The 21,311-nt window shown below is 72.0% G+C and carries 23 protein-coding genes; 9 read left to right on the top strand and 14 right to left on the bottom strand.

Annotated elements, in window-relative coordinates; translation table 11 throughout:
• Positions 1–8 precede the first annotated feature (8 nt).
• The gene (locus AB0B45_RS39495) at positions 9–935 is read left to right on the top strand and encodes a hypothetical protein (protein WP_358141870.1); all 927 of its coding nucleotides are present in this window, start codon (positions 9–11) and stop codon (positions 933–935) included.
• Between the two features lie 134 nt (positions 936–1,069).
• Here the strand turns inward: AB0B45_RS39495 and AB0B45_RS39490 are convergent, their stop codons facing one another.
• From AB0B45_RS39490 to AB0B45_RS39465, 6 genes are all read right to left on the bottom strand, one after another.
• Positions 1,070–1,819, bottom strand: coding sequence for a glucose 1-dehydrogenase (locus AB0B45_RS39490; protein ID WP_358141867.1), 750 nt, complete (start codon positions 1,817–1,819; stop codon positions 1,070–1,072).
• Positions 1,806–3,962 (bottom strand): acetate--CoA ligase family protein, encoded by a 2,157-nt coding sequence (locus tag AB0B45_RS39485; protein WP_358141864.1) that lies wholly within the window; start codon positions 3,960–3,962, stop codon positions 1,806–1,808. Before AB0B45_RS39485 ends, AB0B45_RS39490 begins: the two co-directional genes overlap by 14 nt.
• The gene (locus AB0B45_RS39480; protein ID WP_358141861.1) at positions 3,952–5,454 is read right to left on the bottom strand and encodes a class I adenylate-forming enzyme family protein; all 1,503 of its coding nucleotides are present in this window, start codon (positions 5,452–5,454) and stop codon (positions 3,952–3,954) included. Before AB0B45_RS39480 ends, AB0B45_RS39485 begins: the two co-directional genes overlap by 11 nt.
• A complete protein-coding gene (locus AB0B45_RS39475; RefSeq protein ID WP_358141858.1) occupies positions 5,451–5,765 on the bottom strand; it encodes a VOC family protein in 315 nt (104 codons plus the stop codon). Before AB0B45_RS39475 ends, AB0B45_RS39480 begins: the two co-directional genes overlap by 4 nt.
• The gene (locus tag AB0B45_RS39470) at positions 5,762–6,112 is read right to left on the bottom strand and encodes an OB-fold domain-containing protein (protein ID WP_358141855.1); all 351 of its coding nucleotides are present in this window, start codon (positions 6,110–6,112) and stop codon (positions 5,762–5,764) included. Before AB0B45_RS39470 ends, AB0B45_RS39475 begins: the two co-directional genes overlap by 4 nt.
• A gap of 111 nt (positions 6,113–6,223) precedes the next feature.
• A complete protein-coding gene (locus AB0B45_RS39465; RefSeq protein ID WP_358141852.1) occupies positions 6,224–7,723 on the bottom strand; it encodes an FAD-dependent monooxygenase in 1,500 nt (499 codons plus the stop codon).
• 96 nt (positions 7,724–7,819) lie between these two features.
• Between AB0B45_RS39465 and AB0B45_RS39460 the strand changes: the two genes are divergently transcribed.
• A complete protein-coding gene (locus AB0B45_RS39460) occupies positions 7,820–8,485 on the top strand; it encodes a TetR/AcrR family transcriptional regulator C-terminal domain-containing protein (RefSeq protein ID WP_358141849.1) in 666 nt (221 codons plus the stop codon).
• On the opposite strand, the gene AB0B45_RS39455 is transcribed toward AB0B45_RS39460, so the two are convergent.
• Both AB0B45_RS39455 and AB0B45_RS39450 read right to left on the bottom strand, forming a co-directional pair.
• Positions 8,482–10,341 carry a serine/threonine-protein kinase gene (locus AB0B45_RS39455; protein WP_358141847.1) on the bottom strand — a complete coding sequence of 620 codons (1,860 nt, stop codon included), beginning with the start codon at positions 10,339–10,341 and terminating at the stop codon, positions 8,482–8,484. The two genes, AB0B45_RS39460 and AB0B45_RS39455, sit on opposite strands and share 4 nt — an antisense overlap.
• A 142-nt stretch (positions 10,342–10,483) precedes the next feature.
• Positions 10,484–10,924, bottom strand: a complete 441-nt coding sequence (locus tag AB0B45_RS39450; RefSeq protein WP_358142082.1) for a DUF4383 domain-containing protein — start codon at positions 10,922–10,924, stop codon at positions 10,484–10,486.
• A gap of 159 nt (positions 10,925–11,083) precedes the next feature.
• Here AB0B45_RS39450 and AB0B45_RS39445 point away from each other — a divergent pair, with 159 nt between their 5' ends.
• Positions 11,084–12,223: a glutamate--cysteine ligase gene (locus tag AB0B45_RS39445; protein ID WP_358141845.1), complete on the top strand. Its 1,140-nt coding sequence runs from the start codon at positions 11,084–11,086 to the stop codon at positions 12,221–12,223.
• Positions 12,224–12,260: 37 nt separating this feature from the next.
• On the opposite strand, the gene AB0B45_RS39440 is transcribed toward AB0B45_RS39445, so the two are convergent.
• The 4 genes from AB0B45_RS39440 to AB0B45_RS39425 form a co-directional block, all read right to left on the bottom strand.
• The gene (locus tag AB0B45_RS39440; protein ID WP_358141842.1) at positions 12,261–13,958 is read right to left on the bottom strand and encodes a hypothetical protein; all 1,698 of its coding nucleotides are present in this window, start codon (positions 13,956–13,958) and stop codon (positions 12,261–12,263) included.
• Positions 13,959–14,071: 113 nt separating this feature from the next.
• The gene (locus AB0B45_RS39435; protein ID WP_358141839.1) at positions 14,072–14,749 is read right to left on the bottom strand and encodes a poly-gamma-glutamate hydrolase family protein; all 678 of its coding nucleotides are present in this window, start codon (positions 14,747–14,749) and stop codon (positions 14,072–14,074) included.
• A 53-nt stretch (positions 14,750–14,802) separates the two neighbouring features.
• Positions 14,803–15,111 (bottom strand): alpha/beta hydrolase fold domain-containing protein, encoded by a 309-nt coding sequence (locus tag AB0B45_RS39430; RefSeq protein WP_358141836.1) that lies wholly within the window; start codon positions 15,109–15,111, stop codon positions 14,803–14,805.
• Positions 15,112–15,161: 50 nt separating this feature from the next.
• Positions 15,162–15,575 (bottom strand): hypothetical protein, encoded by a 414-nt coding sequence (locus AB0B45_RS39425; RefSeq protein ID WP_358141833.1) that lies wholly within the window; start codon positions 15,573–15,575, stop codon positions 15,162–15,164.
• Between the two features lie 132 nt (positions 15,576–15,707).
• Here AB0B45_RS39425 and AB0B45_RS39420 point away from each other — a divergent pair, with 132 nt between their 5' ends.
• From AB0B45_RS39420 to AB0B45_RS39405, 4 genes are read left to right on the top strand one after another with little or no spacing between them, the layout of a single operon-like run.
• A complete protein-coding gene (locus tag AB0B45_RS39420) occupies positions 15,708–16,106 on the top strand; it encodes a hypothetical protein (RefSeq protein WP_358141830.1) in 399 nt (132 codons plus the stop codon).
• 32 nt (positions 16,107–16,138) lie between these two features.
• Positions 16,139–16,756 (top strand): hypothetical protein, encoded by a 618-nt coding sequence (locus AB0B45_RS39415; protein ID WP_358141827.1) that lies wholly within the window; start codon positions 16,139–16,141, stop codon positions 16,754–16,756.
• Positions 16,753–17,331 carry a hypothetical protein gene (locus AB0B45_RS39410; protein WP_358141824.1) on the top strand — a complete coding sequence of 193 codons (579 nt, stop codon included), beginning with the start codon at positions 16,753–16,755 and terminating at the stop codon, positions 17,329–17,331. Before AB0B45_RS39415 ends, AB0B45_RS39410 begins: the two co-directional genes overlap by 4 nt.
• Positions 17,328–17,858 carry a hypothetical protein gene (locus AB0B45_RS39405; RefSeq protein WP_358141822.1) on the top strand — a complete coding sequence of 177 codons (531 nt, stop codon included), beginning with the start codon at positions 17,328–17,330 and terminating at the stop codon, positions 17,856–17,858. Before AB0B45_RS39410 ends, AB0B45_RS39405 begins: the two co-directional genes overlap by 4 nt.
• On the opposite strand, the gene AB0B45_RS39400 is transcribed toward AB0B45_RS39405, so the two are convergent.
• Entirely contained in the window at positions 17,842–19,020 is a 1,179-nt protein-coding gene (locus tag AB0B45_RS39400) for a hypothetical protein (protein WP_358141820.1), read from the bottom strand. The genes AB0B45_RS39405 and AB0B45_RS39400 overlap by 17 nt on opposite strands.
• Before the next feature lie 74 nt (positions 19,021–19,094).
• The gene (locus AB0B45_RS39395; protein ID WP_358141817.1) at positions 19,095–19,445 is read right to left on the bottom strand and encodes an AraC family transcriptional regulator; all 351 of its coding nucleotides are present in this window, start codon (positions 19,443–19,445) and stop codon (positions 19,095–19,097) included.
• An 82-nt stretch (positions 19,446–19,527) separates the two neighbouring features.
• On the opposite strand from AB0B45_RS39395, the gene AB0B45_RS39390 reads away from it, so the two are divergent.
• The gene (locus AB0B45_RS39390) at positions 19,528–20,352 is read left to right on the top strand and encodes an NAD(P)H-binding protein (RefSeq protein WP_358141814.1); all 825 of its coding nucleotides are present in this window, start codon (positions 19,528–19,530) and stop codon (positions 20,350–20,352) included.
• A 132-nt stretch (positions 20,353–20,484) separates the two neighbouring features.
• Positions 20,485–21,279, top strand: a complete 795-nt coding sequence (locus AB0B45_RS39385; protein ID WP_358142079.1) for a MerR family transcriptional regulator — start codon at positions 20,485–20,487, stop codon at positions 21,277–21,279.
• Positions 21,280–21,311: the final 32 nt, after the last annotated feature.

The raw sequence follows: 21,311 nt of genomic DNA, 5'->3' as shown, positions 1-21,311 counted from the left end.
AACCAGACGTGAAGATCTTGTACGGCACGTTCGCGTTCGTCCTGCTGGCGCAGGTGCTCAGCGGTGGCTTCACGTCGGGCCCGACACCTCTTCGAGCCGCGTGGCTGGACGCGCAGCCGACCTACGACGGCGAGGTGCCGACCGGCACATGGCAGCTGGAGTTCGCCGACGGCAAGCGGAAGAGCCTGTCGGTCGCGCGGGTCAAGACCTCCCCGTGGGACTCCGCTCCGGTCGCGATCAGCGGGGACGGTCTCCACCTCGCCTACGTCCGCGCGAGCGACCTGCGCGTGGTCGTCGCCTCGTTCGCGGGCGGCAAGGACTTCGTCGGCCCTTCGGGCGAGCACGTCAGGGCCATGTGGCTCTCCGAGGACGGCAAGCGGCTGCTCATCGACCACTACGACGAGCGGCTCGGCGACGGACGGCGCGCGAAGGACGCCCCCGACCTGCTCGTCGAGGTCGGCTCGGGCCGTACCGTGTCGCTGCCCGTCGGCGGCGAACTCGCCGGGTTCAGCGAGGACGGTGACGAGGCGCTGTCCAGACGGCTGCTGCGGGACAACACCATCCAGGTGTCGGCGCACAGGCCGGACGGCACGGCCGCCTCCTGGATCCCGCCGCAGGACGTCGTGCTCGCCGACCTGGCGCTGTCGGCTGACGGCACCACGCTGGTGACCCTGGACCAGGGCAGGGTCCGCCTGTTCGATCTGAACACGGGGCGGTGGCCGGCTGGCGGGGCGTCGCTGGACTCCTCGGCGTACGGCCTGGCGTGGCGGGCGGGCGTGCTGACGGTGAAGACAGGCGCGCTCGACGCGAAGAACAGGTGGAACGTGAAGGTCATGGCCATCGACCCCGCGACAGGGGCCACGCGCAAGCTGGACGGCTACCGGCTTCCCGGGCGGACCGACGACGGCAGCCTGTTCATGGCGGTGGAACGTTGATCGCTCGCATGCCGGCGACGGGGGCGGCACTCGCCACCGCGCTCGCACCGGGCCCGCCCCGTCGCCACGCTCACTTTGGACGCAGGGCGGGGTCGTCCGGTTGACCAGGGTGAGCATGCCGTACGGGACCAGCGCTAGTAGCCCGCGCCGGTCAGCAGGCCGCCGTCCACGGTGAACTCGCTGCCCGTGCAGTAGCTGGACCGGTCCGAGGCCAGGAACGCCACCACGTGCGAGACCTCGACCGGTTTGGCGAAGCGCTTGATGACCATCGACTTCACGAACGCCTCGCCGTCGACCTCGGCCATCAGCTCGGGGTCGGTGGCCATCGAGGTGTTGATCGCGCCGGGATGGACGGAGTTGACGCGGATCTTGAAAGGCGCCAGCTCGCGCGCCGCCGCCTTGGTGACGCCGCGCACGCCGAACTTCGAGGCGGCGTAGGCGGACATCCCCGACGCGGCGATGAACCCCTCGATCGAGGAGATGTTGACGATCGAGCCGCGTCCCGCCGCCTTCATGGGCTCGATGGCGGACTTCACGCCGAGCCAGGTGCCCTTGAGGTTGACGTCGAGGACCCGCTCGAAGTCCTCCAGCGACATATCGCTGATCCGGCCGTATTTCAGGATCCCGGCGTTGTTGACGAGGACGTCGAGCCTGCCGTGCGTGTCGACGGCGGCGCCGACCGCGCGCTCCCACTCCGCGGGGTTCGTCACGTCGTGATGGACGAAGGTGGCGCCGGTCGCCTCGGCCAGCGCCTTGCCCTCGTCGTCGAGGACGTCGCCGAAGACGACCCGCGCGCCCTCCTCGGTGAACAGCCGCACGTGCGCCTCTCCCATGCCGCGCGCGCCCCCGGTGATCAGCGCGACCTTGCCGTCAAGCAGTCCCATCGGTGCCTCCACAGAAACGTTGACCGGCGGCGACGGCGATCGCGGCCGCCTCCATGGATCGGTAGACGGGTATACCCGCCTCGGCGGCGATCGCCCTGATCTCGTCCTCGACGCCCGGCGGGGCGAACTCGCCGTTCCTGGTGACGAGCGTGACCCTGACGCCTTCGACCTCGCCCAGGTGGCGGGCGTAGTCGAGCAGGGGTTCGGCGGTGGTGCCGTAGGTGAAGAAGCTCTGCACGTTCACGTGGGCGACGACGTCCTGGTACGGCAGGCGGCGGACGATCGCGGCGATCACCAGCTTGACGAGGTCGGGCCGGCCTCTGGGGCCGACGGGGACTTCGAGCGGGTTGGCCAGCGAGCTTCCCACGCCGAGCCCGAGGCTCCTGAGGTCGTCGAGCACGTCGTCGGGGAGGGGGTCGAGGGTGAGCCCCGCGTCGTCGAACGCGTCGGCGGCGAGCACGCCCGCGCCTCCGCTGGGCCCGACCACCAACACCCCGGCCCGCCCGCCCCCGGGGCCGCGGTCTTCCGAAGGATCGGGGGTGGGGTGGTCGCGGGCGGCTTCGGGGGAGTGGCGAGGGGCCCTGAGGCCGGAGCCGGAGGTGGGCGGGTGGTCGGGGTCCCGGTGGGTCGGTGGGCTGGGGGGCTTCGGGGAGGCCGGGGGGCGGACGGGAGCGTGGGACTGGAAGTAGGCCAGGGTGCCGATCAGGGCGTCCTGGGAAGTGACGAGGGCGGCGCCGGTCTGGTCGGCGAGGGCCTGCCAGATCCGGGAGTCGCTCACCATCCCCCCGGTGTGCGAGGCCGCCGCCCGACGGCCCTGGCCGCTGCGTCCGCCCACCAGCATGACGACCGGCAAGGGGCACCCCGCCAGCGCCGAAAACAGCGCGAGACCGTCGCGCGGGTCCTCCAGGTACAGGCCGACGACCGAGGTCGACGGGTCGGCCGACAGCCAGCGCAGCAGCTCGGCGGGCGTCACATCGGCCGCGTTCCCCACGGTGGCGACCCTGCTGAACGCCAGCCCGCGCCGCTCACCCACCTTGATCACTTCCCCGGCGAGCCCGCCGCTCTGCGAGATCAGCGCGACCGTCCCCTGCGGCCCGAGCCCGCCGCCGACGAACGTCTGCCTCCCCCTGGGACAGTAGACGCCCATGCAGTTCGGCCCGAGCAGCCGCGTCCCGGCCTCGCGGGCCGCCTCGACCAGCGCCGCCTCCGAGCCGGGATGCCCTGCCTCGCCGAAACCCCCGCTCATGACCTGTGTGTACGGCACGCCGCGCGCCTGCCGTACCACCTCGGCGCAGCGTGAGGCGGGCACCGCCACCAGCGCATAGTCCACGTCGGCGGCGGCGAGCGAGGGCACCGCGGGCACGCCGCCGACCGACGTGGCCGTGGGATGGACCGCGACCACGTCCGCGCCCGCCGCCAGGTAGAACTCCAGGAACATGTTCCCGAAGTTCGGCCTGCTCGTGGACGCGCCCACCACGGCCACCCTGCGCGGCTCGAAGAGGGCGGTGAAGTCCTGCGCGACGGGCGCGACAGGGGGTGGAGAGGCCGAGGGGAGATAGCGGGCGTCCACCGCGACCACGCCCGAGGGGCTCGCTATCACCGGATTGAGCTCGAACTCGCCGAGCTCCAGCCGTTCCCACAGCCCGCCGTGCCCGCCGATCGTCAGCAGGAGCTTCACGACCGCGTCCACGTCGACGGCGGGGGAGCCGCGGTAGCCGTACAGGAGGGAGGAGCCGCGCAGCGACGCCAGCATGCGCCGCGCGTCGGTCTCGGAGATCGGGCACAGGCGCAGCGCGGTGTCGCGCAGCGCCTCGGTCCACACCCCGCCGAGGCCCGCCAGCAGGACCGGGCCGAACCCGGGGTCGCGGACCAGCCCGACGATCAACTCGGCCCCGGCAGGGGCCTGCTCCTCGATCAGGAACCCGTCGCCGAGCCGCTCGCGCATCTCGGCGACGGCGGGGCCGAGCGTGTCGTGGGTCAGGCCGAGCCGTACCCCTCCCGCGTCGGACTTGTGCAGCAGACCGGCCGCCTTGAGCACCAGGGGAGGGGTCAGCGTCCCTGCGAGGGCGGGGTCGGCGACCCCTCGCGGCACCGGGATGCCGGATTCCCTCAGCAGTTCCTTGACCCGGTGTTCAGTCCACAAGGTGCTGGTACATCTCTCGGATCTCGCGCCGCAGCAGCTTGCCTGGACCGCCTGAGGCGTCCGCGAAGTGCGGCAGGGACTCGGCGACCACGATCACGTCGGGCCGCTGGTGCGGCGGCAGCGTGTCGGCCAGCGCCAGCGCGATCTTGGACGAGTCGAGCGCCTGCCCGGTCATGGGCACCACCGCGAGCAGGATCCGGCCGTCGCCGACCCCGACCGCGCCCGCCTCTGCCACGGAGTCGAGCGCGGTGGCCGCCTCCTCGACGACGGAGGGCTGGGTCCAGACGCCGCCCTTGAGGATGGCGTCCTCGCGCCGTCCGAGCACCTGCAGGACGCCGTCGGCGGACAGCGTGCCGAGGTCGCCGCCGACGTACCATTCGCCGCGCAGCACCTCGGCCGTCTTGTCGGGCAGCAGGTCGTAGCCCGCCATCCGGTGCGGCCCCGCGAGGTTGATCTCGCCGACCGTGTCGACGACGCGCGCGCCCGAAGGGTCGGTGATCGCGACGGCGCAACCCGTGCGGGCCCTGCCCGAGGTGCCGAGCGGGGTCGAGCCGTCGTCGACCCTGCCCATGCAGGTGTAGGGGGCCTCGGTCTGGCCGTAGTAGGAGTAGACGCCCGCCTCGGGTAACCGCTGCTTGATCCTGGACAGCAGCGACGCCGTCAGCGGCTCGCCGCCGAGCATGATGACGCTGATCGAGGACAGGTCCACCTGCTCGTGCTCGGCCGAGCCGAGCAGCGCCGCGTAGAAGGAGGGGATCTGCGACAGGTGGGTGACCTTCTCCCTCGGAACGACCTTCAGGAAGTTGCCGGGACCCCAGTCCTGCTCCAGCACCAGCCGCATGCCGGTGTAGAGGGCGGGTCCGACGATGGCGGGGAAGCCGATACCCCAGATGATCGCGCCGGTGCCGAAGACCGAGTCGGGCGCGCGCGGCACGTCGAGCCAGATCTGCGCGGTCGCGAGGGACGAGGCGTGCGTGTGGACGACGGGCTTGGGCAGCCCGGTCGTGCCCGAGGTGTAGTAGAGCGCCAGCGGGTCGTCGAAGGCGGCGCCGAGCGGCGGCTCGCCCTCCTCCCGCGAGGTCAGCTCCTCCGCGTTGATCCATGTGGTGATCTCGGGCAGGGCAGGCCTGATCTCCTCGACGATCGCCGCCACGGTGGCGTCGTGGACGAACGCCGTGCAGCCCGACGCGGCCACGACCGCCCGCAGCGTCTCCACCGGCCAGTAGGGGTTGAGCGCCGCCGTGATGGCCCCGACCTTGGCCTGCGCGAGGTAGACCTCCGCGACCGTCAACGTCTCGTTCAGCAGCGCCGCGACCCGCTGGCCCGGCAGCACTCCCGCCGCCAGCAGCGCGTGCGCCCGGCGGTTGACCGCCCTGTTGAGCTCGTCGTAGGTGAGGCTCTGCTCGCCGCAGTAGGTCAGCGCCACCTTGCCGGGGGTGCGCAGCGCCCCCGCCGTCAGGATGGCGTAGGCGTAGTTGCCATAGGGGGTCATGCGGAACCTCCTGGGGAGTAGAGCACGAAGAGGTTTCCTGAGGGGTCGCGCAGGACCGCCCGCGTCTCGTGCGGGCCCGCCTCGGGCTCCCTCTCCACCGCCCCGCCCCTGGCGAGGAGGTCCTGTACGGCACGCGCCATGTCGTCCACCTTGAGGCAGAACGCCGTCGCGCCCGTCAGGTGCTCGGCCGGACCCGCGAGCCCGATCCCGCCCTCCAGCAGCGCGAACCTGTCACCGTCCCTGAACTTCACCGGCAGCCCGTAGAACGCGATCGCCTTGCCGACGTCCTCCACGGGGATGAAAACGTTCACCTGGGCCTCCATTGCGGCAGTTCGTCGCTGAACGTCACCCGCACCGGCATCCCGATGCGCACCCTCTCCGGCGGGCATTCCACCACTCGGCCGAATGCGCGCGCCCCCTCCGGCAGATCCACCCAGGCCAGCACGTACGGCTCCCGCCCGCGGAACTCGGGCACGAACGAGCGGTGCACCACCGTGAAGGTGTGCACGACTCCGTCGCCGGAGACCGGCTCGAAGACGAGGTCGGCTCCGCCGCACCACGGGCACGCGGCGGCGGGCAGGTGGACCCGCCGCTCGCAGGCCGTGCATCGCTGAATGACCAACTCGCCGCGCGCGCAGGCGGCCCAGTAGGTGTCCATCGCCTGCCAAGCTAGCGCACGCTTGGTTACCTCACAAGGGCACACGGGCGCACCCGCAGGACGTGTTCGGCGCCTGGCCGCAGCCGCGGTCCGCGTGCCGAGCGGGCTCCCTCAGGTGGCGTGGCCGAACCAGGTGGTCAGCGCGTCCGCGAGACCGTCGGCGCCGACCCAGGCGACGTACCCGTCGGGGCGGACCAGCAAGGCCGCGAGGCCCTCCACGGAGCCGTCCGGCGCGGCCCCCGTGATCACGCGGACGCGGTCGCCGTGGCCGGAGGCCGCCCTTCTCACCTCGGCGGAGTCGGCCAGGTCGAGCAGCAGCCCGTGACCGCCGGCCTGCAGGTCCCTGGCGTACCCGGCGTCCTTGATCTCCAGGTCGGGCAGGAACCGGCCGACCAGGGGGTGCGCCGAGCCTGGCGCGTAGTCGATGTCCGTGCCGTTGACCATGTCGAGGAAGTGCCGCTGCGCCCCGGGAATGCGCAGCGTCTCGCCGAGCACCTCGCGCAGCGCGTCCACCTGGGGGCCGGGCCGCATGAGCGCCACCTGCGCCCGCGTGTTGCGCAGCACCGTCGCCGCCACGGGGTGCCGCTCGGCGGTGTAGGTGTCGAGCAGGTCCTCCCCCGCGAGCCCCCGCACCACCAGGCCGAGCTTCCAGCCCAGGTTGGCCGCGTCCTGCAGGCCCAGGTTGAGTCCCTGGCCGCCGATCGGCGAGTGGACGTGGGCGGCGTCCCCCGCGAGCAGGATCCTGCCCCTGCGGTAGGTGTCGGCGTGGCGGGTGTTGTCGCTGTAGCGGATCCCGGCCTCCACCCGGGTGACGACCGCGTCGTTCCCGCTGACCCGCCTGATGCTGCCCTGCAGTTCCTCGGCGGTCACGGGCGCGTCGCGCCCGTCAGGGCCGCCGTCGAACTCGATGGTGGCGATCTCGCCGGGCACCAGCGACAGGTTCAGCAGGCCGCCGGGGCCGCGCATGGCCGAGGCGATGGGCGTGGCCAACTCGGCGACGGCGGTGCGGCCCGTCATGGTCGCCGGCGTGCCCTCGAAGGGGAATCCGGCGCGCTTGCGCACCGTGCTGCGCCCGCCGTCACATCCGACCACGTAGCCCGCGCGCAGGGTCTCTCCGCCGGCCAGCGTGACCACCGCGTAAGGACCCTCGTCGGCGACGTCCGTCACCTGGCAGCCGGACCGGATCCGCACGCCCACCGACTCGGCGCGGTCGGCCAGCACGCCCTCCAGCAGATGCTGCTTGATCAGGACGCGCTCGGGCGTCCTGGTGACCTCGCCGAACAGCGGCAGCCCTGCGAAGTGGCCGCCGCTCTCGCCCTTCTCGAACAGGCTCATCATGAAGCCGATGACGTCCTCCTCGTCCTTGGGCGTCCGTTGCGCCGCCAGCCCGCGGAACATCGCCCACTGCGCCTCGACCAGCGGCCCGGTCAGCCCGCGCAGCCCCAGGGTGTGCATGCTGCGCGCGTTGATCCCGCGCAGGCCCAGATCCCGCGTGCGCCGCTGCTCGCCGATGGCGGACTCCAGCACCAGCGGGTCGGCTCCGGCCAGCTTCAGCTCGCTCGCCAGCAGCAGGCCGACCGGCCCGCCACCCACGATCACCACGTCGGTCATCGAACCGCTCCTTACTTACGCCGTATGCTTACGCCGTAAGTACATACATACGGTGTAAGCTTTGTCAATCGGCACAACCGCACAAGGAGCCCATGGATGTCCCGGCGCGACCCTCTGAACAGGGAGAAGATCCTCGACGCGGCGTTGAGGCTGGCGGAGGAAGAGGGGCTCGAGGGGCTGTCCATGCGAAGGCTGGCCAAGTCGCTGGGCGTGGAGGCGATGTCGCTCTACAACCACGTCCACAACAAGGCCGACATCCTCGACGGTTTGGCCGAGCGTGTCTTCAGCACGATCGAGCGGCCCGACCCCTCGCTGCCGTGGCCTGAGCAGATCAGGGCCGTGGCAGGGAACATGTACCACGCCTTCGCCCGGCACCCGGTGGTGCCGCTGGCTCTGGTGACGGACCAGTCGAACCCGACGTCGGAACGGGCGCTCGCGCCGCTCGACGGCGTGGTCGGCGCCCTCTACCAGGCCGGGTTCGACGACGTCGGGGTGTGGCGGGCGCTGGGAGCGGTGAACGCGCTGGTCTTCGGCTCGCTGATGCTGTCGACGGCCGGCTTCACCGGCGACGTCCATGAGCACGCGGGGCGGCGCGAGTTCGGCGCCTACGTCCGCGAGGTCGATCCGGCCCGGCTGCCGCACTTCAGCAGGCTGCTCGCGAGCATGCCCGAGGTCGTCGCCGACCCCGCAAGGGACTTCGAGAAGGCCCTCGACATGCTCATTCACGGCCTCGTCGAAGCCGCGCCCTCAGTGCCGGCCTAGGAGTCGCCGGGAGCCGGTGACGTGGTGGCGCCTGACCAGGGGTCATCGTCGGGGGCGGCCTCCTGTGATGACGGCGGCTCGGAGGTGACCCGTGGCGCGGAAGCGGTCGGGTCGGGGGCCGAGGCGGGCGCGGTGGTGGAGGAGGAGGTCGCGGGCGAGGTCGCGGGCGGGGTGGCGGCCGCCGTCGTCGAGGAGGCGGTGGGAGACGTGGCGGCGGGGGAGGAACCCGTGGGGGACGACGCGCACGGCGGCCCGTCCACGGGGACCTCGCTGATCTGCGGGCCGTTCGCCGCCGCCCGCTCGGTCTGCACGATCAGCCCGAAATGGGCCCGCTTCCCGCACGCCACCTCGCCGAGATCCCGCGACAGCGGCACGGTGTAGGCGGTCCTGCCCTTCAACTCATGGACGTCCTCGTGGACCGTGCGGGAAGGCCCGTCGCCCTCCCTGCGGGTGTAGCTGACGCGCAGCCGTACCGGACCCGTGCCCTCGGTCGCGACCTTCACCGCCCCCGCGGACCCGCTCCAGGTGACGATGTCCGCCGACTTGACGGCGGGCGACAGCGCGCCCGCCTTGGGCGGCGCGCTCGTGGGCGGCGCGGGCGGCGACCCGGAGGGAGAGGCGGACGGCCGGACGGACGGCCGGCCAGGCGGAGGGGTCGGCGGCGGAGGCGTCACCGTCGTGTCCGGCGGCCTGCTCGCCGGCGCGGTGCGCGTGCCCGCGCTCGTCCTGGACGCCGTGGGCTTCGGGACGGCCTTCTTGGACGTCGGCTTCGAGTCGACGGGCGTCGCGCCCAGCTCGAAGGGCGACTTGGGAGGGGGCGCGAGGAAGGTGCCGGGGCCCGGCGGCAGCCGTCCCCCACTGATCAGCAGCGCGATCAGCGTCGTGACCAGCGCCCCTCCCGCGATCCACAGGTGCGGCGGCAGTCTCGGCACCCGCCACTCCCGCACCAGGGACCCCCTGGTGGGCGCCTCCTGCGGCGAGCCGGGGTTGGCCAGCGGGTAATGCAGCGCGAGCAGCGTCGCCAGCTCGCCGAGGTGCCTGAGCCCCCGCTTCTCCCACTCCGTCCCGAACCCGGCGACGGCCGCGTCCTCCAGTTCGGCCGCGAACTCCCTGGCCGAGCGCGGCCTGGCCGCGGGATCCTTGGCCAGGCCGCGCCGTAACAGGTCGCGGACCGCGTCGGGCACCACCTCGACGGGCACCGGCTCCACCAGGTGCTTGTCGCGCAGCGCGGCCACATCGGGCGCCCGGTAGGGCTGCCGCCCCGTGATGCACTCGAACAGCACGCACGCCGCCGCGTACAGGTCGGCGAGCACGCCCGCCGTCCCGTGCGTCCACAGCTCGGGCGCCATGTACGGCGGGCTGCCCGCGGGCACCCCCGGCTCCTCCACGTGGACGGCCAGCCCGAAGTCGGCGAGCTTGCTCGTCCCATCCGCCTGGACCAGCACGTTCTCCGGCTTCACGTCCCGATGCGCGATACCCCGCTCGTGCGCCGCCGCCAGCCCGAGCAGCGTTCCCTTCAGTACGGCCAGCGCCGCCTCGGGGCTGGTTCTGCGATGCTCGGTCAGGATGGCCCGCAGCGACACCCCGTCGACCAGCTCCATCACCGCGGCGGTTCTGGTCGGCGTCTCGACGTACTCGTAGAAGCGCACGACGTTGGGATCGTCGATCTCCACCAGCCCAGGCGTCTCCGCCCTGAAGCGCTCCATGAACTCGGCGTCCCTGCGCAGGGTGGCGTTCAGGTATTTGATCGCCACGTACGCGCCGGTGGACTGGTAGGTGGCCAGGAACACCCGGCCCGTACGGCCGGCGCCCAGCTGACGTACTTCGCGGTAACCCGGAACCAAACCAGCCCCCATGCGCAGCGCGTGTCAATGGTTCGACGGTCTCACCCGGGGTCTTGGTTGTCACGAGTCACACAATTTCGCCCAACGTCACCGGAAACTACACTCCGTAGGCACTCGGTTATCCCCGCGCGTCACCGCTCGGGCAGAGTCCCGGCTAGTGCCGGGCGGCCACACGGCCGCGGGACAGGAGGTAGCCCATGGCGATCATGGCGATGCCCAGGAAGAGATGCAGCCAGTTGTCCGCCATGTTGACGGGCACGAAGTTGGCGGCGCTCTCGTGACCGATGAGGAGCCCGTAGAGCCACAGCAGCAGGTAGACGACGCCGCCGACTATGAGGTAGCCGCGCGCGCCCGCCCAACTGCGGGCCAGCAGGAGGCCTGCGACGCCGAACAGCAGGTGGACGACGTTGTGCAGGACCGACACCTGGAAGACGCCGAGCAGCATCGCACCCGACTGGTGGCCCGCGAGCCCGAGGTCGTCGTAGTGCGTGGTGATCCCGGGGACGAAGCCGAGTATGCCGACGAGCAGGAACACTGCGCCGACCACGAGCGCGGCGAGCTGGACGGGCGATCCGGCGGTGGGCTTACGTCGCATTTCCATGGGACCCTCCTCGGGGCTGAGGTTCCTGTCCGCCTACCCCGACGCGGCCGCTTCACTCGCGTTCGTGCAGGTCAGCCTGATAGGAGGCGTCCGTGATGTGCGAAGGCGGGATTCCTGGGGAGATGACCGTCGGCGTGCTGAAAGGGGGTCGTCGTGACGGGACCCGCGATCGGGGTCGAGGAGGAGTTCCACATCGTCGACACCGGCACCCGGCATCTGGTGCCGCGGTCAGGTCTCCTGCTGGAGGCGCTGCCGAAGGACCGGTTCACCAAGGAGCTGCAACGCGCCGCCGTCGAGTCGCACACCCTGCCCGTTCACGACCTGCGCGAGGTCGCCCGCGATCTGGCCGGGCTGCGGGCGGTGATGATCGCCGTGGCGGAGGACCTCGGGCTCGGCGTCGTGGCCGCAGGCAGCGCTCCGCTGACCGACCTGAAGCAGATGCGGGTCACGCCCGACCCCCGCTACGAGCAGATAGTGGACGACTACCAGCTGCTCGCCCGCGAACAGCTGATCTGCGCCACCCAGGTGCACGTCGAGGTGGGCGACCCCGACCTGGCGATCGCGATCTCGCACCGCCTCGCGCCGTGGCTGGCACCGATGCTGGCGCTCAGTTGCAGCTCGCCGTACTGGCTCGGGGAGGACACCGGATACGCCAGTTACCGGACGCTGGTGTGGCGGCGCTGGCCCACCGCGGGCCCGATGGCGAAGTTCGAGTCTGCCGCGGAGTACGAGGGGATGCTCGAGGAGCTCATCAGGTCGGGGGTGATCTCCGACGCGGGCATGGCCTACTTCGACATCAGGCCCTCGGCCCACGTGCCCACGGTCGAGCTGCGGATCTGCGACTCGTGCACCAGGGTGGACGACATCGTGCTGATCGCGGGGCTGTTCAGGGCGCTGGTCGTCAGGGAGTGCCCGGCGATACGCCGCGACCCCGACAGTGAGGTGCAGCTGGAGCCGGTGCGCGCGGCGACGTGGCAGGCGGCGCGGTCCGGTATGGAGGGCGAGCTCGTCGATCCGGTGGAGGGCGTGCGCGGCCCCGCCGCGAGCGTGATCGAGCGGATGGTGGCGGGGCTGCGGCCGCAGCTGGAGGAGGCGGGCGACTGGGAGCTGGTCTCGGCGCTGGCGCGGGACGCGCTCGGCAGGGGCAGCTCGGCCGAGCGTCAGCGCAGGGCGTTCGCCCGCAGGGGCAGCCTGGCCGACGTGGTCGACCTGCTCGTTGCCGAGACCGCGATCGGCGGGTGGGACGAGCCCGTGGACGGCGACACCCGCCCACCCTGCAGACCCGCGGCGTGAGAATCCGGTTCACCACCGCGGCGGGACGACGTCGGCCTCACTGGAGGGCGGACACCTTTTGGCCGGCCTCGTTGACCGCCGAGAGCCGAGGCCGGGCGATGCCCGACCCTGCGATGGCGACGTGCCGTCCCGAGACGTCATGCTCGCCGACGCTCATCGCGACGACCCGCCTGCTGCCCGCGGCCACGTAGTAGCGCCTGCCCGACGGCGCCTTCCACCAGACGCCCGCCACGATGTCGCCGCGCAGCCTGCTGCAGTCCCAGGTGCCGGCGTGGGCGGGGGTCGGCGTGCCGGTGGTGCGCCCGCCGCTCGTGGTGAGCAGGACTCCCCGCACCGCGCTGCCGCCGTCCGCGTCGGACGTGCGCAGGCAGACCCAGCGCCCGCGCGCCCCCTCGGGCAGCTCGCCCGCCCAGAACTCCCACGCGGTCGCCCCCTGGATCTCCCCCTCCGGCCGCTCCACCGCGCACCCGACGTGCTTCCACGCGCTGAACGCCTGGGGGAGCGTGTCCAGCTCGTAGGGGCCGTTCCTGTTGATCTCCGCCGGCGGGGGCGGCTGGTAGGAGGCGTTGGCGAGCGACAACCGGCCAAAATCGATCATCGTGTACGGCGTGCCCTGCGCGATCTCCGGAGCCCTCAGCCGCAGGACGGGCCCCTGCCAGCAGCCGGGGCGCCCGGCGAGCGGGACGGCAGCGGTCACGCCGTCCCTGACCTCGACCTTGTGCCAGCGAGGCGTCCGGCCCGCCATTGCCGTCCTCGACACCTCGCGCACCCACGGCGGCAGCAGGTAGCGGCTGCCCGCGGCGGTCGTGCGCAGCTTGAGCGGGCTGGCGCCGTCAGGTTTGACGCGCGGCTCAGGAAGGACCTCCAGGGTCGGGCCCTTGGCCGTCTCGGTGTAGCGGGCCACCCGCTCGGGCCGCCTCAGCAGGACGACCCTGGCGTCGTCCACCTGCCCCGCGAACAGCAGCTGCGCGCTGCCGGCCTCCCACGCGCCCATCGCGCGGCGCACCAGCTCCTTGTCGCGCAGGAGTGAACCCCTCGGCGCCCACGTGGCGAGGTCGAGGTCGGTGCCGGCGCGCCAGGCGTCGCGGGCGGCCCGGAGGATCTCCGGACTGGCCACCGAAGGGGCGGCGGCGATGCCGGGCCGTTCGAGGTCGAGCTGGGGAAGGACGACGAGGCTCGCGAGCAGGCACAGCCCCGCCGCCGCCGCGACCCTGAGCCTGCGCTCCACCGGAGGACGGCCGTAGATCCTGACGAGCGTGGGGTCGAACGCGGGCCGCCACATCCAGCCCGCCTGCTCCTCGAAGTCGGCCACGGCGGCCAGGGCCGCGCCAGGGTCGTCGACCCCCGCGCCCGTCAGGATCTCCAGCACCTGGTCGTAGGGGCGCTCCTCGAGCCGCAGCAGCGCGTAGGCGGCGCGGGCGGGCGCGGGGAGGCCGTCGAAGCGCCTGGTGAACTCCACGTCGCCGTGTCGCGTGACCGCGGGCACCGCCTCGACCCTGGCCAGCCTGCCCGACCACGGCATGAGCCGCCCGCGCAGCACCTTGCGGAGCAACGACTTGCGCAGCCGTACCTCGTCGATCCTGGCCCTGCCGGTCACGGCGGAGGCGGAGAGGCGGTGCGCGAGCACGAGCCGCCGTTCCTCACCTGCCGCGCCGGGCAGGGAGAGGTAGGCGAGCCAGACGAGGTCACGGTACGGCTGCGCCCGCACCCTGCTGCCCCTGATGGACCGTCGCACCCTCATCCCCTCGCTCTGGGTAATCGTAAGAATGCGTGTCGTGACTAGGAGGGTACGGCAGGCTTGCGTCACGGCGCGGCGGATATCGGAAAGATGCCGGGGTTCGGCGCCGGTTACCAGGGAAGCGCGCCGTCGACGGCGGCGACGTAGCGGTAGAAGGCCCTGGTGCGGTGAGCCGGCTCCTCGATCCAGGCGCGGCTCAGGTTCCCGTCCGCGAAGAACCGCTCACGCTGGCCCTTGCTCACCTCCAGCTGCACGCCCATGCCCCTGCGGTTCCGGTTCGCGATGTTGGCGGGGTGGTCGCCGCTGAGCTCCTTCGGTCCCGACGCGGCGACGGCGAACCCCGCGGCGCGCAGCGCGGTCGCGATCCTCTTGGCCAGCTTCCTGTCGCGGCCGCCGACGTAGGTGATCGCCTTGGCGTCCGCCGCGGCGTGCCAGGAGACCGTGTGGTCGACCGCGGCCACCACCTTGCGTCCACGCGGTTCGTCGAAGTGGGTGGAGGTGAGGTGCAGGACGCCGTTGCCGGAGGGTTTGAGTCCCTCGAAGGAGTAGAAGGCGTGCCTGCCGCCCGCGGCGTAACGGGCGAGCTGGGTGGTCGGCGGCTCGATCGCGCCGCCGTGGATGGCGATGTGCGCCACCCTGGCCCGCTTGGGCAGGCGCTGGACGCGCCGGTAGTCCTCGCCCTCGCTCTCGTGCGCGGCCAGGTCGGCGTAGCAGGCGTAGACATCGGGCGCCCTCGCGGCCCTGAGCGCGGGGAGAGCTGTGGCGGCGGCCGGGACGGCTCTTGCCATAGTCCAGGCTACGACGTGGGGCCCACCCCGTGAGCGGGCCCCACGCGCCTGACTCAGTCGGTGCCGAGCAACCGGCGGATGAAGGCCGTGGAGATCTCCAGCGCGGCCTTGCCGGCATGGGTGTCACGGAGCAGGTCGACCATGACGAAGTCGTGGACCACGCCCTGGCAGCGGATCGCGGTGACCTCCACGCCCGCTTCGCGCAGCTTGTTGGCGTAGGCCTCGCCCTCGTCGCGCAGGACGTCGGCCTCGCCGTTGAGGACCATGGCGGGTGGCAGCCCGCTCAGCGCCGGTCCTGACGGCGAGCTCGCGCACGAGGCGGTCGTGGGTGTTGGCGCTGCCGAAGACCCAGCCGGCGCCATGGATGTAGAGGATAGTTGGGGGCCTTTTTGGCTATGCGGTGCCCGGGGGTTCACCGTGGCGTCATCGGCCGCTCCCTCCGGTGATGCCGGAGTAGCTGCCGAGAACCCTGAACTGTCCGAGGTCGTCCTTCTTCGGCGGGATGTGGACCGCCACCTGGAGTGCTCGAGGCGTAGGAGGCCTTGTCGATGGCGAGGCTCGACCCGCCCTCGTAGGCCTCGAGCAGCTTGACGTCCTGCTTCGCGTTGGCGGTGTTGTTGCGCTCGACGTAGTCGGCCAGCACGCCCGCGAAGTCCTCCCGGGTCGGCGCGGAAGGCTTCGCGGAAGGCTTCGTGGTGGGCGTCGTGGTGGGGGTCGGCCGGTGGGCGCGATGCGGGTCGGCGAACGGCAGCGCCACCGTGCAGCCCGCGGTTGTCAGTGCGCACCCCACTGCCATGCCGGCGACCATGCCGCGGATCAGTCGCACGTTGAACCCCAAATCTCTTGATACGTACCTAAAGCCGCATAACGTATCACTCTCCCCTGACGGCCTGTCAGGCCACCGGTTGATCGGCCCGCCCTGACGCATCGTTCGTGGTCGGACGGGTATCCGGCAACCATGCCGTACACACCTGATCACGACCATCGCCGTCCCGAAGGCGCCAGTGACGCGATCGTCGAGGGTCTCGGCCGCCTGTCGGAGGCGCTGGAGACCATCGAGCGCGCCCGCGGACACCTCTACGCCTTCCACCAGCTCACGGGCACCGCGGACCTGACCCTCGACGAGGTGGTCGAGCTTCTGGAGTCGGCGGGCCAGGGCGAGCTGGCGCGGCGGATCAGCACCGAACTGCTCGGTCGCGAGGTCATCCCCGGCCACTGGACCTTCCAGATCGTCGAGGAGTACGACGACGGCTACTACCAGACGTTCAAGGAGCTGGAACACCAGGCTCGCGTCGAGCTGCTCGACGGCAGGCGGCACGTCTACGAGGCCGAGATGCGGCAACGCCGGCAGACCTGAACGGGGCGGCGATCGTCTGTATCATGCCGCAGGTGCGGACAGAAGGGGACATGTCGCCCCACGGGCGTGGGGTGTGGCGATGGTACGGCGGCATCGCCGCCGTGGTCGTGTCGTCCCTCCTGATCGCCTGGCCGCTCGGCGGTCTCGAGGACGCCGTCAAGGAAGGCCCGCGGCAGATCTCCCTCGGCCAGAGCGTGACCGGCCACAGGGTCGCGATCAAACCGGGCCGGGTCGCGTTCACCACCAAGGACCCGCTTCCCTGGTCGGACGCGGGGCAGAAGGGCCGCTACCTGGTGCTCGACATGGACGTGACGAACGTCAGCCCGCAGGCCGTGAACCTGACCGAGCTGTACCTCGACTTCGACGTACACGCCGACCGCTATCACGTGGACCCGATCGCCGACCTCTACCGCCAGGCCGTCCTCCGCGACGACTCCCAGGGCGGTCAGATCAACCCCGGGATGGCGGAGAAGGTCAGGTTCGCCTGGGTGCTGCCCGCGTCCGTGAGCGAGCCGCGGCAGGTCACGGTCACGATGCGCGACGAGACGTGGGAGCCGAGCTGGTCGCTGCTGGGCTACAGCTCGGGCGTGTCCCTGTGGTTCAAGGGCGAGGTGATGGCGACCCTGAAGGCACGGGTCGAGCGCGGATGAACAGAGCGGCGACCGTGGCGATCGGCCTGGCCCTGCTCGCCGCCATCGGCGGGGCACAGCGGCTGGTCCCCGACGCGGACCTGACCTACCGGCCGATCGCCACGAGCGGCGTGGTGGGCGAGGAGGTGCGCGTCCTGCCGTACACCTTCAGGGTCGACGGTGTGGACCTGGGCCGCACGCTGCGGCTGGAGAAGTCCTTCGGCGACCAGACGATGACCACCGGCGGCGTGTGGGTGGTGGTGCGGGCGGGGGCCGCGGCGACCACCGAGCAGGTCACGCTGGGAACGGCCGTGCTGCGGTCGGCGGACGGCGCCGAGTTCGCGGTCAGCGACCGGGTGCTCGGCCTGGAGGGCGAGTCGCTGCAGGCGGGCATCTGGCGGAAGGGCGCGCTGGCCTTCGAGATCCTTCCCGGCCAGGTGGAGGGGGCGCGGCTGGTGATCAGCAAGGCGCGCTACTCCAGCATCCACCGGCTCAACGGGGCGCTCGGCCCGGCGGTGGAGATCGACCTGGGACTCACCCGCGAGCGGCTCGCGGCGGCGGGCCCGACGGTGACGATCAAGGAGAGCGCGCCTTGAGAAACGTTCGCTACGCGCTCGGCCTGGCGCTCGCGGTCACCGGGGTGGTGACCATCCAGGCCCTACCCCATCTGGAGCGGTACTCGCTCGCCAGGGGAGACGCCGTCGTCGAGGCGCCGCCCGGCGGGACCGCGGAGCACGCCGGATCGCGGTGGCGGCTGATCAGCCTGGAGCCCGCGCAGCCAGGGGAGCTCGCCCCCGCGGGTACCAGGGCGCTGACCGCGGTGATCGGGGTGACCCCGCTGTCCCGGGAGGCCGGCAAGGCGCTGGCCAAGGGCTGCGCCGCCGCGGTCCGCGACCCGTCGGGCCGGGTGTGGACCTCGGCGACGGGCAGCTCGGTCACCCCGCTCGACGGCGTGGAGCCGACGTGCGCGCGCGTCGACAAGAACTACAAGGCGGTAGCCCCGAAGACGGGTAAGGAGGTGCGGTGGCAGGCCTCCTTCGTCGTTCCCGCGGCCGCCGCCGATCCGCTGCGGGTCGAGGTACGCCTGGAGGGCGCGCTGGAGGCACTCAGGCTGGCGCGCTGACGGTCTCACGGTGGCGCCCGAGCAGGTGGAGGGCGGCGGCCAGCAGGCTGATCCGCACCACCTCGAACAGCGCGGTCACGCCGAACCGCACCGGGCCGTGCCACATGGTCCACCAGTTGCTCTCGTGCGGCCCGACGAGCCTGGTGACGCCGACGAAGGTCCAGTCCCCGGCCAGGGTCACCAGGACGTAGCAGAGGCAGAACGTCAGGTAAAAGCGAGCGCCCGCGCTGAGGACGAAGCGCATGCCGTTGAGCATCGGGGTGTACTTGTCGCGCAGGCCGCCCGTCAGGAACTGCGCGGCCGACCTGATCTGCCGCGGCAACCGTTGCCACACGGCCCCCGCCGCGGGCTGCACGCGGGTGCCCGCGACGATCTCCTCCTCGCGCGACATGTCCCTGCCGTACACGACCGCGGCGATCGTGAGCCAGACCAGCGGGAGCACCAGCGCCTCCATGGGATCGGGTAGCACCATGCCCACCAGGTCGCCGAGGGGGCCGAGCACCGCGCCCACCGCGTCGCTCACCGTCGCCCACGCGGCGCGCGAGGTGAGCCACTCGATCCTGGCGGAGATGAACACCTCCAGGCTGATGACCGCGAAGAACATCCACATGGACTCGAAGGCCGTCGTGAGCACCCCGGCGACCGCGCCGCGGCCCCGCTCATACCACTTCTCGAGCAGGACGCGCACGACGAACGTGACGGCGGCGATGGCGCCGGTCACCAGCAGCGGGTCGAAGGACAGGTTGTCGATCTGCCTGACGCCGCCGAGCTCCTGGGCCAGCACGCTGTACTGGCGCACGTCCTCCGCGAACAGGCCCCACGCGCCGTAGAACGCCAGGAAGGGCAGCAGGGTGTGGGCGATCGCGGTCCTGAGCCTGTCGTCCACCTCGCCCTCGGCTGCCCCCGCGGACGGGTCTGGCGCCTCGCCCCTCCTGATCACCCTGAACATGGCGATGTAGGCGGCCAGCGTCGCGAGCACGGCCAGGCTCATCACGGCGAAGCCCACGTACTTGCGGGGGCCTTCGACGTCGGCCGTGTAGGCGGCCACCAGCAGGACCAGGTCGTGGACCAGCCGTCCCGCGCTGTAGAAGAACGCCAGGGGCAACAGATGTCTGCCGGCGAGCCTGAGGCTCTCCACGGGCAGCCGCAGAGGGGACGCCATAAGCGGTGAATCCTACTGAAAACCTCCCATTCTCGGCACACCTCACCATCGCGATTCGGGCGGCCACCGTGATCTCAGGCGGTCGGTCTGGACCTGGCCCGGTGCTCGCTGGGCCGTACGCCGAGGGTGCGTTTGAAGGCGACGCTGAGCGCGTAGGCGTTGGAGTAGCCGACCTGGCGGGCGACGGCGTCGACCGTGCCGTCGGTGCGGGCCAGCAGGTCGGCGGCCTGGCAGATGCGCCAGTCGGTGAGGTACGCCATGGGCGGCTGGCCGACCAGCTCGGCGAACCGCTGTGCGAACCGCGACCGCGAGACGCCCGCCTTGTCGGCCAGGCTCGCCACCGTCCACGGGTGCGCGGGGTCGTCGTGGATGAGCCGCAGCGCCCTGCCGATCACCGGGTCGTGGCTCGACAACGCGTCTTCCACACCGAGCAGTCTAGACGCGCAGACATCGATCCAGGAGCTTCAGCCATCGACCGTCCAGTCTGGCGGCGTTTGACTGGGGCGCATGACGACTTCACCGATTCTGGTTCTCGGCGGCACCGGCAAGACGGGCCGCAGGGTGGCGGCACGGCTGCGCGCGCAGGGCCGTACCCCCCGGGTGGCGTCCCGGTCGGGCGAGACGCGCTTCGACTGGGCCGACGAGACGACATGGAAGCCCGCGCTGTCCGGCGTCGGCGCCGCCTATCTGGTCGACTCGCAGGACGCGGACGCCGCCACGACGCTACGGGCCTTCAGCGAACTGGCCGCCGCCCACGGCGTCGAACGGCTGGTCCTGCTGTCCGCGCGGGTGTGGGCCGAGATGGGCGCCCCCTCTGCGGCCGAGCAGGCGGTCAGGGAGTCGGGAACGGCGTGGACGATCCTGCGTCCGACGTGGTTCATGCAAAACTTCAGCGAGGACCTGATGCTGACGGGCCCCGTGGCCGCAGGCGATGTCAGGCTGCCCACCGGTGAGGGGAAGGAGCCGTTCGTCGACCTGGAGGACGTCGCGGACGTGGCCGTCGCCGCGCTGACCGGCGAAGGACACGAGGGCGAGATCTACGAGCTGTCGGGTCCGGAGGCGATCACGTGGCGCGAGGCCGTCGCCGAGGTGGCGAGGGCCAGCGGCAGAGCCATCGGCTACACCCCGCTCAGCCTCGCGCGGTACCGCGAGGAGGCCGCCGCGCTCGGGTATCCCGCCGAGTACGCGGCGCTGCTCGGCGAGCTGTTCGACCACATCAGCCAGGGGCGTGCCGAGCACACCTCCGACGGCGTCCAGCGCGTGCTCGGCCGCGAGCCGGGCGACTTCGCCTCCTACGCCCGCCGTATGGGCGGCGCCTTCCCCCGCGGGTAGGTCAGGCAGCCGGTCGAGCAGGCGCGGACGGTTTCCCCGGCCGCCTGTGCCCGTCGGGTGCTGCCGCCGTACACGAGCGCGAGGGTCGAGGTGGAACCTGCCCCTGGGGGAGGTCCCACACTGGGACGCGTGATGAACATCGGAGAGTTCGCCGAGCTGACCGGCCTGAGCATGAAGGCGCTGCGCCTCTACGACGAGCAGGGCCTGCTGCCGCCCGCCATCGTCGACGAGTGGTCGCGGCACCGCCGCTACAGCGCCACCCAGTTCGAGTCCGCGCTCAGGCTCAAGGCGGCCCGCTCTGCCGATCTGCCGCTGGCCGAGGCGCCCCAACTGCTCCATGACCCCGAGACCGCGGCCGCGGCGCTGGTCGTGCACCGCGCCAGGCTGGCCGCCGAGCGCGAACGCCAGGACGCCGCGCTCGCCGTCCTCGACCGGCTGCTGGCGGGCCCCGTGAAGTGGCAGACGGAGGTACGGCAGGCGGAGCGGCAGCACTGGGCAGGCGTCGTCCTCCCACCCGAGGTGACCGACGACGAGGAGGCCAACGAGCTGTTCGCCGGGCTGTGGCGACGGCTGTCGGCGGTGGGCAACGCGCCGACCGGGGCGTTCTGGACCACGATCGGGGCCGCGGAGGGCAGCGAGACCGAGACGGAGGTGGTGTGCTGCTGGCCGGTCGCCGACCTGCCCCCGGCCGACTGGGACGACGTGCGGCGCGGCACCATCGAACCAGGCGAGGAGATGGTGGTCCGCTGGCGGTTCGAGCAGGACGTCCCTGTCGTCGACGGGGCGGCACACCCAGCCGTGCTCGCCCTGCTGGCGGCCGTGGAGAGCGACGGGGTCAACGTGTCGCTCGGCCACCTCCGGCAGATCGGCCTGCTGGAGGACGGCGCTCCCGTGGGCGTGGAGGTGGCGGTCCGCCTCGCGCCCTGACCGCTCGTTCCAGCCGGTCGCCCATCCAGGGA

It is taken from the genome of Nonomuraea sp. NPDC049152 (assembly GCF_040648355.1).
Taxonomy (GTDB): Bacteria; Actinomycetota; Actinomycetes; order Streptosporangiales; family Streptosporangiaceae; genus Nonomuraea.
This window is presented reverse-complemented; position numbering and strand designations above follow the sequence as displayed.